The organism is Streptomyces sp. NPDC053367 (assembly GCF_044545925.1).
Lineage (GTDB): Bacteria > Actinomycetota > Actinomycetes > Streptomycetales > Streptomycetaceae > Streptomyces.
The window spans coordinates 64,463-80,377 of record NZ_JBITYN010000013.1; the positions used below are offsets into that span (position 1 = coordinate 64,463).

Here is a 15,915-nt window from a genome sequence, read left to right on the forward strand (position 1 = left end):
ACGGATCACCGGGCCCGTGGAGAACCCCCGGCAAATAGGGCGAAGGTCACCCGCAAACCCCTACAACCCGAATAGTTCGCGAAGTCGGCACGAGGGGTGCAGGAGCAGTCCCACAACTGACCCTGTCATACGCAGGCGGTCACAAACGCTCGATAGTCGGTGAGTTGTGGTCAGTCATCCGGAGCGGAGCGAATCATTACCAACACTCGACGTGTGGTGACAATCGAGCGCGAGGGTGGCGACCGGACGATGGAGACCCACGGGTGCGGGCCGGGCCCACGCCCAGCAGGCGGCGCGGACGCGCCCCTTCAGACGGGTCCGCCGGACCCGTTGCCGTACGAAGGCGTCTGGCGGTTCACCGCCCCCGCCATGGACGCCTCCGTCCCGCAGGCACGGCACGCCGTGCGGGACCTGCTGCACCGACAGGGCGTGCCCGTCTCGGACGACCTCGTCCAGGGTCTGCTGCTGATCGTCTCGGAACTGGTGACCAATGCCGTCCGGCACGCGGCCCTGCTGTCGCCGATGCTGGCGGTCGAGGTCGCCGTCGGCGCGGAGTGGGTGCGGGTGTCCGTCGAGGACAACCACCCCTACCGCCCGACCGCCCTGGAGGCCGACCACGGCCAGACCGGCGGCCGGGGACTGCTGCTGGTGCGGGAGATCACCCGCGAGGCGGGCGGCGTGTGCGACGTGGAGCACACGGCGAGCGGCGGCAAGGTGATCTGGGCCGCCCTGCCGCTCAAGCCCGCCGCGCATCCCTGAGCCCGCCGGGCGCCGGGAGCCCCGGGGGGCGGCTCACCAGCCCGAGGCTTCCCCGGTCAGCTCCCTGATCGCCGGGCGCGCGGCGTCCAGGACGGTCATGAACCAGGCGGAGAAGACGTCCTTCGCGTGCCGTTCCGCGAGTTCCGCGGGCGTCACGAAGGCCGTGTCGCCGACCTCCTCCGGGTCCGGCCGCAGCGGCGACTGCACCAGGCCGACGAAGAGGTGGTTGTACTCCTGCTCCACCAGGCCCGAGGCCGGGTCCGGGTGGTTGTAGCGGACGGTGCCCGCCTCGGCCAGCAGCGACGGGGAGACCCCCAGCTCCTCGTGCGTGCGCCGGGCCGCCGCCGCGAAGGGCGCCTCACCCGGGTACGGGTGGCCGCAGCAGGTGTTGGACCACACACCGGGCGAGTGGTACTTGCCCAGCGCCCGCTGCTGGAGGAGCAGCCGGCCGCGGGCGTCGAAGAGGAACACCGAGAACGCCCGGTGCAGCTGCCCGGGCGGCTGGTGGGCCGCGAGCTTCTCCGCGGTGCCGATCGTCGCGCCGGTCTCGTCGACGAGTTCCAGCAAGATCGCTTCCGCGGTGCCCTTCGACGCGTACGGCGTCGCGGTGGCAGGTGTGATCGGCATACCCATCCTTCGCCTCGGTCCTCGCGCCCCAGTCTGCCGTACGCAACCGGCGCTCCCGGCACTTCCCGCTCGGGGTGCGCCGGAAGTGGGGCCCGATGGACCAGCCTGCCCCCGGTGCCGGGGCCGGAACCACCGAACTGACCTGCGAGGAGTCCCCCTCGGGGTCAGTGGCACAGGTGCGCCTCGTGCTCGGCGTGGCCGCCCGGCTCCAGCTGGAAGGTGCAGTGCTCCACGTCGAAGTGGCCGCCCAGGCAGTCCTGGAGCTGGTGCAGCATCTTCTCGTGGCCGATCGCGTTGAGGACCTCCCCGCTGACGACCACGTGCGCCGACACCACCGGCATCCCGGAGGTGATCGTCCAGGCGTGCAGGTCGTGCACGTCCTCCACCCCGTCCAGCGCCAGGATGTGCGAGCGCACCTCCGCCATGTCGACGCCCTTGGGCGCCGACTCGAGCAGCACGTCGAGAGTCTCGCGCAGCAGCCGCAGCGTGCGCGGGACGATCATCAGACCGATGACCAGCGACGCGATCGGATCGGCGGGCTGCCAGCCGGTGGTCAGGATCACCGCGGCCGAGATCAGCACCGCGACCGACCCCAGCGCGTCCGCCGCCACCTCCAGGAAGGCGCCGCGCACGTTCAGGCTGTCCTGGCTGCCGCGCATCAGCAGCGTCAGCGACACGAGGTTCGCGACGAGACCGATCAGCGCGAAGACGACCACGGGACCGCCCTCGGTGCCCGCCGGCGTGATGAACCGCTGGACCGCCTCGTACAGGACGTAGCCGCCGACGCCGAGCAGCAGCAGGCAGTTGGCGAGCGCGGCGAGGATCTCCGCGCGGGCGTAGCCGAAGGTGCGGTTGGCGCTCGCGGGGAGGTTCGCGAAGTGGATCGCCAGCAGCGCCATACCGAGGCCGAGGGCGTCGGTCGCCATGTGCGCGGCGTCCGCGATCAGGGCGAGGGAGTCGGCGACGACACCGCCGACGATCTCCACGACCATCACACCGAGCGTGATCCCCAGCGCGACCCTCAGCCGTCCGCGGTACGCCGCGGTCGCCGTACCGCCCGGCGCGGCGTGCCCGTGCGCGTGCCCGTGGTCATGGCCAGCCCCCATGAAAACGCCCTCCTGTGTTCGGCCAGGGGCACCCAGTCAACTACGGGAGGGGGGTATCCGGCAACGCGGCACTGAACACCGTTGTCATATGCCTGACCTGCGTAAACGAACCGCAGGTCAGCGGCTCAGCGGCCGTGCAGCCGCTGCCAGCCCTGCCAGGCGGAGGCGACCATCTCGCGTACGTCGTGCCGTGCGGTCCAGCCCAGTTCCTTCGCCGCCAGGCCGGCCGAGGCGACCGCGCGGGCGGCGTCACCGGGGCGGCGGCCCTCGACCACGGCCGGGCGTCTGTCGCCGGTGACCTCACCGATCAGGGTGACCAGCTCGCGCACGGAGACCCCCACACCGCGGCCGATGTTGACCGTGAGGTCGCCGGCGGTGTCCTCGGCCGCCAGGCGCCTGGCCGCGGCGAGGTGGGCCTCGGCCAGGTCGGCGACATGGATGTAGTCACGGATGCAGGTGCCGTCCGGCGTCGGGTAGTCGTCGCCGAAGATCCGCGGGGCCTCGTCGCGGGTCAGCCGGTCGAAGACCATCGGGACGATGTTGAACACCCCGGTGTCGGCCAGTTCGGGCGCGGCCGTGCCCGCCACGTTGAAGTAGCGCAGGCACACCGTCGCGATGCCGTGCGCCCGGCCCGCCGACCGCACCAGCCACTCGCCGGCCAGCTTGGTCTCGCCGTAGGGGTTCACCGGCGCGCAGGGGGTGTCCTCGGTGACGAGGTCCACGTCCGGGGTGCCGTAGACGGCGGCGGAGGAGGAGAAGACGAAGCGGCGGATCCCGGCCTCGGCGACCGCGTCGAGCAGGGTGGCCAGACCCCCCACGTTCTCCGCGTAGTACCAGGTGGGCCGCGCGACGGACTCCGCGACCTGCTTGCGGGCCGCGAGATGCACCACACCTGTGACCCGGTGCTCGGCGAACACCCGCCGCAGCAGGTCCGCGTCCAGCGACGAGCCCTGCACCAGCGGGACGCCGTCGGGCAGCCGCGCCGGGACCCCGGCCGAGAGGTCGTCCAGCGCGACCACGCGCTCCCCGGCCGCCGCCATGGCCCGCGCCACATGAGCCCCGATGTATCCGGCACCGCCGGTGATCAGCCACGTCATGGTGAGCCACCCTAAGCGGACCCGGGGCGGCGACACGGCCCGGCCGTACCCGGCGGAACGACCGTACGTCGCGAATGTCCGTTCTGGAACCGTGATTTTGTCTGCCCGGCCCCGGATCACCCATGATGATCGCGACGGAGGTCACGAGCAGACCGTGTCTACCGGACCGTGAACGGCCGGTGAACGCGGCTTTCCCAACATCCGATAGCCTCTGCCGACATGCCGCCCGCCTGGTTCAGCCAAGGGCGTCCCCATCATGTACACACCGACGCGGGCGCGTCGGGACGCAGGGAGTGAGTTCGGTTGCCGACCGCCATCCTCACCGGTCAGCCGGTCCCCGGATCGTCGATCGAGGGCGATCTGCGGTCCCTCGGCTTCGACGTCCGCGTGGCCTCCGGCGCCGATGACACCGCGGCTCTGCTGGCGCGGGTCCCGGCCGACGAGCGGGTCGCCGTCGTGGACCCCCGCTTCGTCGGCCATGTGCACGCCCTCCGCCTCGGCCTGACCGACCCCCGCTTCCCGCTGGCCGCCGTCCCCGGCGCCGTCACAGCCCAGCCGGCCGGCCGCCCGGCCCTCACCCGCGCCCTGGCCCGGGAGAGCGCCGGGAGCACCGGCCCGCTCGCCGTCGACAGCCTCGCCGACCGCCTGATCACCGCCCTGGACGCGGACGGCGACGGCCCGCACCGGCCCGAGCTGGGCTCCCTCGTCGCCACCGTCCCGGCCGACCCGCAGGCCCGCAACGAGGCCCGCCAGGCCGTCGGGGCCGTCGACGACGAGGCCGTACGCCTGAAGTCGGCCGTGAAGGCCCGCGACGGCTTCTTCACCACCTTCTTCATCAGCCCCTACTCCCGCTACATCGCCCGCTGGTGCGCCCGCCGCGGACTGACCCCCAACCAGGTCACCACCGCCTCCCTGCTCACCGCGCTGATCGCGGCCGGCTGCGCGGCCACCGGCACCCGCGGCGGCTTCGTCGCGGCCGGCGTCCTGCTGATCGTCTCCTTCGTGCTGGACTGCACCGACGGCCAGCTCGCCCGCTACTCCCTGCAGTACTCCACCCTCGGCGCCTGGCTGGACGCCACCTTCGACCGGGCCAAGGAGTACGCCTACTACGCCGGACTCGCGCTGGGAGCCGCGCGCGGCGGCGACGACGTATGGGCCCTCGCGCTCGGCGCGATGGTCCTGCAGACCTGCCGGCACGTGGTCGACTTCTCGTTCAACGAGGCGCATGTCGCAGGCACTGACACCACCGCCAACACCAGCCCCACCGCCGCCCTCTCCGTGAAGCTCGACAGCGTCGGCTGGACGGTGTGGGTGCGCCGGATGATCGTCCTGCCGATCGGCGAGCGCTGGGCCATGATCGCCGTCCTCACCGCGGCCACCACGCCCCGCATCACCTTCTACGCCCTGCTCATCGGCTGCGCCTTCGCGGCGACGTACACCACGGCCGGCCGGGTGCTGCGCTCCCTGACCCGCAGGGCGGAGCGCACCGACCGCGCCGCCAGGGCGCTGGCGGACCTGTCCGACAACGGCCCGCTCGCCGAGGGGCTGAGCAAGGTCGCCTGGCCCCTGAGGACGCCGTTCGCCTCGGCGCTCACGGGTGCCGCCGCGCTGGCGGTCACCGCCGGCGTCGCCCCGTACGGCAGCCCGCTGCCCGCCCTCGTCGCCGTCCTCTACGTCTGCTTCTCGGCGCTCGCCCTCGCCCGGCCCCTCACCGGCGCCCTCGACTGGCTCGTCCCGCCGTTCTTCCGCGCCGCCGAGTACGGCACCGTCCTGATCCTCGCCGCGAAATCCGGGGTGAACGGGGCCCTTCCCGCGGCTTTCGGACTGGTGTCGGCCGTCGCCTACCATCACTACGACACGGTGTACCGCATCCGCGGCGACGCCGGGGCGCCCCCGGCCTGGCTGGTGCGCGCCATCGGGGGGCAGGACGGGCGGACGCTGCTCGTCACCGTGCTGGCCGCGCTGCTCACCGGTTCGCAGTTCACGCTCGCGCTCACGGCCCTTGCCGTGGTCGTCGCCCTGGTGGTGCTCGTCGAGAGCATCCGCTTCTGGGTGGCCTCTCATCTGAGGGGTGCGCCCGCCGTACACGATGAAGGAGAACCCGCATGATCGGCCTCGTGCTGGCGGCCGGCGCCGGACGCCGACTGCGCCCCTACACCGACACCCTGCCCAAGGCACTGGTGCCGGTGGGGCCCGCGGGCATAGAGGGCGAGCCGACGGTTCTGGACCTCACCCTCGGCAACTTCGCCGAGATCGGCCTGACCGAGGCCGCGGTCATCGTCGGCTACCGCAAGGAGGCCGTGTACGCGCGCAAGGAGGCGCTGGAGGCCAAGTACGGCCTCAAGCTCACCCTGATCGACAACGACAAGGCCGAGGAGTGGAACAACGCCTACTCCCTGTGGTGCGGCCGTGACGCCCTCGAGGACGGCGTGATCCTCGCCAACGGCGACACCGTCCACCCGGTCTCCGTGGAGAAGACCCTGCTCGCCGCCCGCGGCGAGGGCAAGCAGATCATCCTCGCCCTGGACACGGTCAAGGACCTGGCCGACGAGGAGATGAAGGTCGTCGTCGACCCCGAGACGGGCGTCAAGAAGATCACCAAGCTGATGGACCCGGCCGAGGCCACCGGCGAGTACATCGGCGTGACCCTCATCGAGGGCGAGGCCGCCCCCGAGCTCGTGGACGCGCTGAAGACCGTCTGGGAGACCGATCCGCAGCAGTTCTACGAGCACGGCTACCAGGAGCTCGTCAACCGCGGCTTCAAGATCGACGTGGCGCCGATCGGCCAGGTCGACTGGGTCGAGATCGACAACCACGACGATCTCGCCCGGGGACGGGAGATCGCGTGCCGCTACTGACCCGGCTGATCCCCTCACCGGTCGTCGTCGACATCCGCCCGGGTGCCCTCGACGACCTCGCCGGGGTGCTCGCCGACGAGCGGATCTCGCACTCCGGCCGCCTCGCCGTCGCCGTCAGCGGCGGCTCCGGCGCCCGGCTGCGCGAGCGGCTCCAGCCCGCCCTGCCCGGCGCCACCTGGTACGAGGTCGGCGGCGGCACCCTCGACGACGCCGTCCGGCTGGCCGCCGAGATCAAGGCGGGCCACTTCGACGCGCTCGTCGGGCTCGGCGGCGGCAAGATCATCGACTGCGCCAAGTTCGCCGCGGCCCGCGTCGGCCTGCCCCTGGTCGCCGTACCCACCAACCTCGCGCACGACGGGCTGTGCTCACCGGTCGCCACGCTCGACAACGACGCCGGCCGCGGCTCGTACGGCGTACCGAACCCGATCGCCGTCGTCATCGACCTGGACGTCATCCGCGAGGCCCCGGCGCGCTTCGTGCGGGCCGGCATCGGCGACGCGGTGTCCAACATCTCGGCCATCGCCGACTGGGAGCTGGCCAACCGGGTCAAGGGCGAGAAGATCGACGGCCTGGCCGCCGCCATCGCCCGGCAGGCCGGCGAGGCCGTGCTGCGCCACCCCGGCACCGTCACCGACACCGGCTTCCTCCAGGTGCTGGCCGAGGCGCTGGTGCTCAGCGGCATCGCCATGTCGGTGTCGGGCGACTCCCGCCCGTCCTCGGGCGCCTGCCACGAGATCAACCACGCCTTCGACCTGCTCTACCCCCGGCGCGCCGCCGCCCACGGCGAGCAGTGCGGACTGGGCGCGGCCTTCGCGATGTACCTGCGCGGGGCCCACGAGGAGTCGGCCGCCATGGCCGAGGTGCTGCGCCGGCACGGGCTTCCCGTGCTCCCGGAGGAGATCGGCTTCACGACCGACGAGTTCGTCAGGGTCGTGGAGTTCGCCCCGGAGACCCGGCCCGGCCGCTACACGATCCTCGAACACCTCGACCTGACAACCGACCAGATCAAGGACATCTACGCCGACTATGTCAAGGCCATCGGTAGCTGAACTCCGTCCGGTCGTCCACCCCCCGGGGGTCAAGGACCGGCGCAGCGGTGAGCACTGGATGGGGCGCCTCTACATGCGTGAGGTGTCCCTGCGGGTCACGCGCCACCTGGTGAACACCCGCGTCACGCCCAACCAGCTCACGTACCTGATGACTCTGTTCGGCGTGCTCGCCGCCCCGGCCCTGCTGGTGCCGGGCGTCACGGGCGCGGTGCTGGGCGTGGTCGCGGTGCAGATGTACCTGCTGCTCGACTGCGTCGACGGCGAGGTCGCGCGCTGGAAGAAGCAGTACTCCCTGAACGGCGTGTACCTCGACCGCGTCGGCGCCTACCTCACCGACGCCGCCGTCCTGGTCGGGTTCGGCCTGCGTGCCGCCGACGTGTGGGGCGAGGGCCGTATCGACTGGCTGTGGGCGTTCCTCGGCACGCTCGCCGCGCTCGGCGCGATCCTGATCAAGGCCGAGACCGACCTGGTCGCCGTCGCCCGGCACCAGGGCGGGCTGCCCCCGGTCAAGGAGGCCGCGTCCGAGATGCGCTCCTCCGGGATGGCGCTGGCCCGCAGGGCCGCCGCCGCGCTGAAGTTCCACCGGCTGATCCTCGGTATCGAGGCCTCGCTGGTGATCCTGGTCCTGGCCTTCGCCGACCAGGCGCGCGGCGACCTGTTCTTCTCGCGGCTGGGCGTCGCGGTGATGGCCGGCATCGCCGTGCTCCAGACGCTGCTGCACCTGGTGTCCATCCTCGCCTCCAGCAGGCTGAAGTGAGTGCCATGAAGGTCGGCGCGGTGATCATCACCATGGGCAACCGCCCCGACGAGCTGCGCGCCCTGATCGACTCGGTCGCCAAGCAGGACGGCGACCCGGTCCAGGTCGTCGTGGTCGGCAACGGCTCCCCGGTCCCGGACGTGACGGAGTTCTCGTCGGTCGTCCGCACCGTCGAGCTGCCCGAGAACCTCGGCATCCCCGGAGGCCGCAACGTCGGCATCGAGGCCTTCGGCCCCGGCGGCACCGACGTCGACATCCTGCTGTTCCTCGACGACGACGGCCTGCTCGCCCGCACCGACACCGCCGAGCTGTGCCGCGAGGCCTTCGCGGCGGACGACCGGCTCGGCATCATCAGCTTCCGCATCGCCGACCCCGACACCGGCGTCACCCAGCGCCGGCACGTCCCCCGGCTGCGCGCCTCCGACCCGATGCGCTCCTCGCGGGTGACGACCTTCCTCGGCGGCGCCAACGCCGTCCGCACGAAGGTGTTCGCCGAGGTCGGCGGGCTGCCCGACGAGTTCTTCTACGCCCATGAGGAGACCGACCTGGCCTGGCGGGCGCTGGATGCGGGCTGGATGATCGACTACCGCGCGGACATGGTGCTGTACCACCCCACGACCGCGCCCTCCCGGCACGCGGTCTACCACCGGATGGTCGCCCGCAACCGGGTCTGGCTGGCCCGCCGCAACCTGCCCGCACCGCTGGTCCCCGTCTACCTCGGGGTGTGGCTGCTGCTCACCCTGGCGCGCAGGCCCTCGGGTCCCGCACTGAAGGCGTGGTTCGGCGGTTTCCGGGAAGGCTGGACCACGCCCTGCGGGCCCCGCCGGCCGATGAAGTGGCGTACGGTGTGGCGGCTGACCCGACTGGGCCGGCCCCCGGTGATCTGACAAGCTCGACCTGGGACACCGGCGCCCGGGGTCCGTGAGTCCCGGCCCGCCGGCCCCGCCACGCCCGCATCGGCTGCGTACATCGAAGACGAAAGTTTCCACCAGTGAGTGAGACCACCCAGGACGGAGGAGTCGCGGTGACCGCGCCCCCGTCCCCCGACGAGTCCATGACGGCGGCCCAGCTCGCCGATAAGTACGGCCTGTCCGTCAGCGGTGCCAGGCCCTCGCTCGTCGACTACGTCCGCCGGCTCTGGGGCCGCCGGCACTTCATCCTGGCCTTCTCCCAGGCGAAGCTGACCGCCCAGTACAGCCAGGCCAAGCTCGGCCAGCTGTGGCAGGTGGTCACCCCCCTGCTGAACGCGGCCGTCTACTTCTTCATCTTCGGTGTCATCCTCGAGGCCGACCGCGGCATGTCCCGCGAGGTGTACATCCCGTTCCTGGTCACCGGCGTGTTCGTGTTCACCTTCACGCAGAGCTCGGTGATGGCGGGCGTCCGGGCCATCTCCGGCAACCTCGGCCTGGTGCGCGCGCTGCACTTCCCGCGCGCCTCGCTGCCGGTCTCCTTCGCGCTCCAGCAGCTCCAGCAGCTGCTGTTCTCGATGCTGGTGCTGTTCGCGGTGACCGCCGGCTTCGGCAGCTACCCGGACCTGTCCTGGCTGCTGATCGTGCCGGTGCTGCTGCTGCAGTTCCTCTTCAACACCGGCCTCGCCCTGATCATGGCCAGGGCCGGCGCCAAGACCCCGGACCTGGCGCAGCTGATGCCGTTCGTGATGCGCACCTGGATGTACGCGTCCGGCGTGATGTTCTCCATCCCGATCATGCTGCAGGACAAGCCGGCCTGGATGGCGGACGTCCTGCAGTGGAACCCGGCCGCCATCTACATGGACCTGATGCGCTTCGCGCTCATCGACGGCTACGGCTCGAAGAACCTGCCCGACCACGTCTGGGCGGCCGCGGCCGGCTGGGCCGTGCTCTTCATGGTGGGCGGGTTCGTGTACTTCTGGAAGGCCGAGGAGAGGTACGGCCGTGGCTGAGAACCGCATCCCCACCGTCATCGCCGACGAGCTGCACATCGTCTACCGCGTCAACGGCGCCAAGGGCGGCAAGGGCAGCGCGACCGCGGCCCTGAGCCGGATGCTGAAGCGCGGCGGCGAGGAGCGCGGCGTGCGCAAGGTGCACGCCGTCAAGGGCGTGTCCTTCGTCGCCTACCGGGGCGAGGCCATCGGTCTGATCGGCTCCAACGGCTCCGGCAAGTCCACCCTGCTGCGGGCCATCGCGGGGCTGCTGCCCGCCGAGAGCGGCAAGGTCTACACCGACGGCCAGCCCTCCCTGCTCGGCGTGAACGCCGCGCTGATGAACGACCTCACCGGCGAGCGCAACGTCATCCTCGGCGGCCTCGCCATGGGCATGTCCCGCGAGGAGATCAAGGAGCGCTACCAGGACATCGTCGACTTCTCCGGCATCAACGAGAAGGGCGACTTCATCACCCTGCCGATGCGCACCTACTCCTCGGGCATGGCGGCCCGGCTGCGGTTCTCCATCGCCGCGGCCAAGGACCACGACGTGCTGATGATCGACGAGGCGCTCGCCACCGGCGACCGCTCCTTCCAGAAGCGCTCCGAGGCCCGCATCCGCGAGCTGCGCAAGCAGGCCGGCACGGTGTTCCTGGTCAGCCACAACAACAAGTCCATCCGCGACACCTGCAACCGGGTGCTGTGGCTGGAACGCGGCGAGCTGCGCATGGACGGCCCCACCGACGAGGTGCTCAGGGAGTACGAGAAGTTCACCGCCAGATGACCCGGTGACCGCCTCGGGCCCCGCCGGACGTGCTGCGGCGGGGCCCTCCTTGTGCCACGCACGCGCAAAGGAAACGTCAACTCCGGTCGCCCGCAGCAACCTTGGGCGGCAATCGGTGTTGTCTTGTGATGTGCGGGACACCCCCGCGGTCCGCGCCGCGTTGTACAACGTAAGCTGTACCGGTGCCCAATCACGGCAAGTGGGGCGATAATGCGCGACACCGCCCACCCGGGCACCGCGGCGAGCGCCGGGCGGCGTGTCCGAAATAGTGTGTATTGGGTCGGCAGTGTAGAACGGGAGATGTGACGGCAATGGCTACGGAAACTCCCCGGCTCCGCGAGGCATGCGCCGTCCCAGCCCAGGGCAGCGAACGGTGACGGGAACCCGCATCGCGCCGACCGGCGACCCCGAGCGCGACACCCTGGACAAGGCCGCGGCCGAGAACTTCCCCGTGGCCCCCTTCTTCCTTCCCCGCGCCTGGCGCACCGACCTCATGGCCGTCTACGGCTTCGCCCGGCTCGTCGACGACATCGGCGACGGCGACCTCGCCCCCGGCGGCGCCGACGCCCGCCTCCTCGGCGTCCCCGCGGAGCGGGCCGAGGACCGCATGGCCCTGCTCGACGCCTTCGAGGCCGACCTCGGCCGGGTCTTCGACGGCGTGCCCCGCCACCCCCTGCTGCGCCGGCTGCAGCCGACCGTCCGCCGCCGCGCGCTCACCCCGGAACCGTTCCTCGGGCTGATCGCCGCCAACCGCCAGGACCAGTTCGTCAGGCGCTACGAGACCTACGACGACCTGCTCGCCTACTGCGAGCTGTCCGCCAACCCCGTCGGGCGGCTCGTCCTCGCCGTCACCGGCACCTCCACCCCCGAGCGCGTCCGCCGCTCCGACGCGATCTGCACCGCCCTGCAGATCGTCGAGCACCTCCAGGACGTGGCCGAGGACCTCGGCCGCGACCGGATCTACCTGCCCGCCGAGGACATGAAGCGATTCCACGTCCAGGAGGCGGACCTCGCCGCGAGGACCGCGGGCGCGTCGGTGCGCGCCCTCGTCGCGTACGAGGCCGGACGCGCCCGCGAGCTGCTGGACGAGGGCGCCCCCCTGGTGAGGAGCGTCCGCGGCAGGCTGAGGCTGCTGCTCGCGGGGTTCGTGGCAGGGGGAAGGGCGGCGCTCGGCGCCATCGCCGCCGCCGAACACGACGTACTTCCCGGCCCGCCCCGATCCGGCAGGTTCCGATTGCTGCGTGAGGTGGGCGTGACTCTGCGAGGAGAGGGGTGATCCGGACCGTGGAGCCCGATCCACTCGTGCCCGCACCGGTACTCGCCGCCTACAGCTACTGCGAGGCCGTCACCGAACAGCAGGCGCGGAACTTCGCGTACGGCATCCGGTTGCTGCCCACGCCCAAGCGGCGGGCGATGTCGGCGCTGTACGCGTTCTCGCGCCGGGTCGACGACATCGGCGACGGCGCGCTCGACGGCGACGTGAAGGCCGCCCGGCTGGAGGACACCCGCGCGATGCTCGCCCGGGTGCGCGCGGGCAGCGTCGCCGAGGACGACACCGACCCGGTCGCGGTCGCCCTCACCCATGCGGCCCAGGCCTTCCCCATCCCGCTCGGGGGCCTCGACGAACTGATCGACGGCGTCCTGATGGACGTACGCGGCGAGACCTATGAGACCTGGGACGACCTGAAGGCGTACTGCCGCTGTGTGGCGGGCGCCATCGGCCGGCTCTCGCTCGGAGTGTTCGGCACCGCACCGGGGGCGCGCGGCGCCGAACGCGCGCCCGAGTACGCGGACACGCTCGGGCTCGCGCTCCAGCTCACCAACATCCTCCGGGACGTCCGTGAGGACGCCCAGGGCGGCCGCACCTACCTCCCCGCCGACGACCTCGCCAAGTTCGGCTGCTCGGCCGGCTTCGACGGCCCGACGCCGCCGGAGGGCGCCGACTTCGCCGGGCTCGTGCACTTCGAGGTCCGCCGGGCGCGCGCCCTGTTCGCCGAGGGCTACCGGCTGCTGCCCCTGCTCGACCGGCGCAGCGGCGCCTGCGTCGCAGCCATGGCCGGCATCTACCGCCGCCTGCTCGACCGCATCGAGCGCGACCCCGAGGCGGTCCTGCGCGGCCGTGTCTCCCTCCCCGGCCACGAGAAGGCATACGTCGCCGTCCGCGGACTCTCCGGCCTGGACACCCGCCACGTCGTGCGCCGCACGGTCAGGAGGCGCGCCTGATGCGCCACCGCACCGGCCGAGCCGACCGCACCGCCCCCGGGCGCGGGGCAACCCCGCGCGGCCGGGCGGCGTCCCTGACTTCAGCGGGAGGACGTGCAGTGTCGAACGACCGCGGTGCGGGGGAGGGCGCGCGATGAGCGACGGCACACAGCCGCACGAGCGGCCGGACACCCGCCTCGCCGACGTCCCCGGCAGACACGCCGTCGTCGTCGGCGGCGGGCTCGCCGGGGTCACCGCCGCGCTCGCGCTCGCCGACGCCGGGATGCGGGTCACCCTGCTGGAGGGCAGGCCGAGACTGGGCGGCCTGGCCTTCTCCTTCCGGCGCGGCGACCTCACCGTCGACAACGGTCAGCACGTGTACCTGCGCTGCTGCACCGCCTACCGCTGGTTCCTCGACCGGATCGAGGGCGCCGCCCTCGCCCCGCTGCAGAACCGGCTCGACGTGCCCGTCCTCGACGTGGTCCGGCCCGAGGGCCGCCGGCTCGGCAGGCTGCGGCGCGACGCGCTGCCCGTCCCCCTCCATCTGGGACGCAGCCTCGCCACCTATCCGCACCTCTCGCTCGCCGAGCGCGCCAAGGTCGGCCGTGCCGCGCTCGCGCTCAAGGGACTCGACCTCGCCGATCCCGGCCTGGACGCACTGGACTTCGGCAGCTGGCTGGCCGCGCACGGTCAGTCGGCGCGGGCCGTGGAGGCCCTGTGGGACCTGGTCGGGATCGCCACCCTCAACGCGGTCGCGGGGGACGCCTCCCTCGCGCTCGCCGCGATGGTGTTCAAGACCGGCCTGCTGTCCGACCCGGGCGCCGCCGACATCGGCTGGGCCCATGTCCCGCTGGGCGAACTGCACGACCGGCTCGCCCGCAAGGCGCTCGACTCCGCGGGCGTGCGCACCGAGACCCGTACACGCGTCACCTCCGTCTCCCCCTACGACAACGGACGTTGGAGCGTTCACGTTCCCGGGGAGACCGTCGAGGCGGACGCCGTCGTGCTCGCCGTACCGCAGCGCGAGGCGTACGACCTGCTGCCCGCAGGCGCCCTCGACGCGCCCGAGCGGCTCCTGGAGATCGGCACCGCGCCGATCCTCAACGTCCATGTCGTCTACGACCGCAAGGTGCTCGACGCGCCGTTCCTCGCCGCGCTCGGCACACCCGTGCAGTGGGTCTTCGACCGCACGCACGCCTCCGGCCTGAAGGGCGGCCAGTACCTGGCGCTCTCCCAGTCGGCCGCGCAAGGCGAGATCGACGAGCCCGTGGCGGTCCTGCGCGAGCGGTACCTGCCCGAGCTGGAGAAGCTGCTGCCCCGCACCCGCGGTGCCGGGGTGCTGGACTTCTTCGTGACCCGGGAGCGCACCGCCACGTTCGCCCCGGCCCCCGGTGTCGGACGCCTCAGGCCCGGCGCCCGTACCAAGGCCCCCGGCCTCTATCTGGCCGGAGCGTGGACCGCCACAGGGTGGCCCGCGACCATGGAGAGTGCGGTCCGCAGCGGTGTGAGCGCGGCGGACGCCGCGCTGCGCGCCCTGGGCCGGCCCCGCCCCCGCCACCTCTTCGAGTTCGAGGAGGCCGCATGAGACTCGACGAACCCGAGCGCGCGGCAGGCCCCCGCACCCCCGGTACCGCAACAAGAGGAGAGACTGTGCCCACTGTGCCCCCGGCCTCGAAGGCCGCTGCGGAGACGGCGGTCGACGTGACCGCGCTCCTGGAGCGCGGCCGGACCCTGGCCACCCCGGTACTGCGGGCGGCCGTCGACCGCCTGGCGCCTCCCATGGACACCGTTTCCGCCTACCACTTCGGCTGGATCGACGCCGCGGGCCGGCCCACCGAGGGCGACGGCGGCAAGGCCGTGCGCCCCGCGCTCGCCGTGATGTCCGCCGAGGTCACCGGCGCCGCGCCCGAGGTCGGCATCCCCGGTGCGGTCGCCGTCGAGCTGGTGCACAACTTCTCCCTGCTGCACGACGACCTGATGGACGGCGACGAGCAGCGCCGCCACCGCGACACCGTCTGGAAGGTGCACGGCCCCGCCCAGGCCATCCTGGTCGGCGACGCCCTGTTCGCCCTCGCCAACGAGATCCTGCTGGAGCTCGGCACGGTCGACGCCGGCCGCGCCACCCGCAGGCTGACCACCGCCAGCCGTGCCCTGATCGACGGCCAGGCCCAGGACATCTCCTACGAGCACCGCGACCGGGTCAGCGTCGAGGAGTGCCTGCAGATGGAGGGCAACAAGACCGGCGCGCTGCTGGCCTGCGCCAGCTCCATCGGCGCGGTGCTCGGCGGCGCCGACGACCGCACCGCCGACGCCCTGGAGCGGTACGGCTACCATCTCGGCCTCGCCTTCCAGGCCGTCGACGACCTGCTCGGCATCTGGGGCGACCCGGAGGCCACCGGCAAGCAGACCTGGAGCGACCTGCGCCAGCGCAAGAAGTCCCTGCCGGTCGTCGCCGCGCTCGCCGCGGGCGGCCCGGCCTCGGAGCGGCTCGGCGAGCTGCTCGCCGCGGACGCCAAGAGCAGCGACTTCGCGACCTTCTCCGAGGAGGAGTTCGCCGCCCGCGCCGCCCTGATCGAGGAGGCCGGCGGCCGCGACTGGACCGCCGACGAGGCCCGCCGCCAGCACGCCGTCGCCGTCGAGGCCCTGCACGCGGTCGACATGCCCGAGCGGGTGCGGGCGCAGTTCACGGCGCTCGCCGACTTCGTCGTCGTACGGAAGAGATGATCACTATCGGCCGAATAGCCCTCGCGTAGTCGCCGGCCGGTGCCCCGGGCAC

Annotated in this window: 15 protein-coding genes; 12 read left to right on the forward strand and 3 right to left on the reverse strand. The window is 72.4% G+C overall.

The window, feature by feature from the left end; all coding sequences use genetic code 11:
- The first annotated feature begins 249 nt into the window (after positions 1-249).
- Positions 250-759 (forward strand): ATP-binding protein, encoded by a 510-nt coding sequence (locus ACIGXJ_RS31825; RefSeq protein WP_399653294.1) that lies wholly within the window; start codon positions 250-252, stop codon positions 757-759.
- A gap of 33 nt (positions 760-792) precedes the next feature.
- On the opposite strand, the gene idi is transcribed toward ACIGXJ_RS31825, so the two are convergent.
- From idi to galE, 3 genes are all read right to left on the reverse strand, one after another.
- Positions 793-1,386 (reverse strand): isopentenyl-diphosphate Delta-isomerase, encoded by a 594-nt coding sequence (idi, locus tag ACIGXJ_RS31830; protein ID WP_399652746.1) that lies wholly within the window; start codon positions 1,384-1,386, stop codon positions 793-795.
- A gap of 164 nt (positions 1,387-1,550) precedes the next feature.
- Positions 1,551-2,492, reverse strand: coding sequence for a cation diffusion facilitator family transporter (locus ACIGXJ_RS31835; RefSeq protein ID WP_399652748.1), 942 nt, complete (start codon positions 2,490-2,492; stop codon positions 1,551-1,553).
- A 125-nt stretch (positions 2,493-2,617) separates the two neighbouring features.
- Positions 2,618-3,589, reverse strand: a complete 972-nt coding sequence (gene galE / locus ACIGXJ_RS31840) for a UDP-glucose 4-epimerase GalE (RefSeq protein ID WP_399652751.1) — start codon at positions 3,587-3,589, stop codon at positions 2,618-2,620.
- A 303-nt stretch (positions 3,590-3,892) separates the two neighbouring features.
- On the opposite strand from galE, the gene ACIGXJ_RS31845 reads away from it, so the two are divergent.
- The 11 genes from ACIGXJ_RS31845 to ACIGXJ_RS31895 all read left to right on the forward strand — a co-directional run bounded on the left by ACIGXJ_RS31845 (position 3,893) and on the right by ACIGXJ_RS31895 (position 15,863).
- A complete protein-coding gene (locus ACIGXJ_RS31845; protein ID WP_399652755.1) occupies positions 3,893-5,698 on the forward strand; it encodes a DUF5941 domain-containing protein in 1,806 nt (601 codons plus the stop codon).
- Positions 5,695-6,447, forward strand: coding sequence for a sugar phosphate nucleotidyltransferase (locus ACIGXJ_RS31850; protein ID WP_399652757.1), 753 nt, complete (start codon positions 5,695-5,697; stop codon positions 6,445-6,447). Before ACIGXJ_RS31845 ends, ACIGXJ_RS31850 begins: the two co-directional genes overlap by 4 nt.
- Positions 6,435-7,496: an iron-containing alcohol dehydrogenase family protein gene (locus ACIGXJ_RS31855; RefSeq protein WP_399652760.1), complete on the forward strand. Its 1,062-nt coding sequence runs from the start codon at positions 6,435-6,437 to the stop codon at positions 7,494-7,496. The genes ACIGXJ_RS31850 and ACIGXJ_RS31855 overlap by 13 nt, the downstream gene beginning before the upstream one ends.
- The gene (locus ACIGXJ_RS31860; protein ID WP_399652762.1) at positions 7,474-8,253 is read left to right on the forward strand and encodes a CDP-alcohol phosphatidyltransferase family protein; all 780 of its coding nucleotides are present in this window, start codon (positions 7,474-7,476) and stop codon (positions 8,251-8,253) included. The genes ACIGXJ_RS31855 and ACIGXJ_RS31860 overlap by 23 nt, the downstream gene beginning before the upstream one ends.
- 5 nt (positions 8,254-8,258) lie before the next feature.
- Positions 8,259-9,140: a glycosyltransferase family 2 protein gene (locus ACIGXJ_RS31865; protein WP_399653297.1), complete on the forward strand. Its 882-nt coding sequence runs from the start codon at positions 8,259-8,261 to the stop codon at positions 9,138-9,140.
- 104 nt (positions 9,141-9,244) lie between these two features.
- The gene (locus tag ACIGXJ_RS31870; RefSeq protein WP_399652764.1) at positions 9,245-10,174 is read left to right on the forward strand and encodes an ABC transporter permease; all 930 of its coding nucleotides are present in this window, start codon (positions 9,245-9,247) and stop codon (positions 10,172-10,174) included.
- Positions 10,167-10,937, forward strand: coding sequence for an ABC transporter ATP-binding protein (locus ACIGXJ_RS31875; RefSeq protein WP_399652766.1), 771 nt, complete (start codon positions 10,167-10,169; stop codon positions 10,935-10,937). The genes ACIGXJ_RS31870 and ACIGXJ_RS31875 overlap by 8 nt, the downstream gene beginning before the upstream one ends.
- A gap of 343 nt (positions 10,938-11,280) precedes the next feature.
- Complete coding sequence (gene hpnC / locus ACIGXJ_RS31880; protein ID WP_399652768.1) at positions 11,281-12,213, forward strand: squalene synthase HpnC; 933 nt, start codon at positions 11,281-11,283, stop codon at positions 12,211-12,213.
- Complete coding sequence (gene hpnD / locus ACIGXJ_RS31885) at positions 12,210-13,160, forward strand: presqualene diphosphate synthase HpnD (RefSeq protein WP_399652770.1); 951 nt, start codon at positions 12,210-12,212, stop codon at positions 13,158-13,160. Before hpnC ends, hpnD begins: the two co-directional genes overlap by 4 nt.
- 133 nt (positions 13,161-13,293) lie before the next feature.
- The gene (hpnE, locus tag ACIGXJ_RS31890) at positions 13,294-14,724 is read left to right on the forward strand and encodes a hydroxysqualene dehydroxylase HpnE (RefSeq protein WP_399652772.1); all 1,431 of its coding nucleotides are present in this window, start codon (positions 13,294-13,296) and stop codon (positions 14,722-14,724) included.
- Positions 14,721-15,863: a polyprenyl synthetase family protein gene (locus ACIGXJ_RS31895; protein ID WP_399652774.1), complete on the forward strand. Its 1,143-nt coding sequence runs from the start codon at positions 14,721-14,723 to the stop codon at positions 15,861-15,863. Before hpnE ends, ACIGXJ_RS31895 begins: the two co-directional genes overlap by 4 nt.
- Positions 15,864-15,915 lie beyond the last annotated feature (52 nt).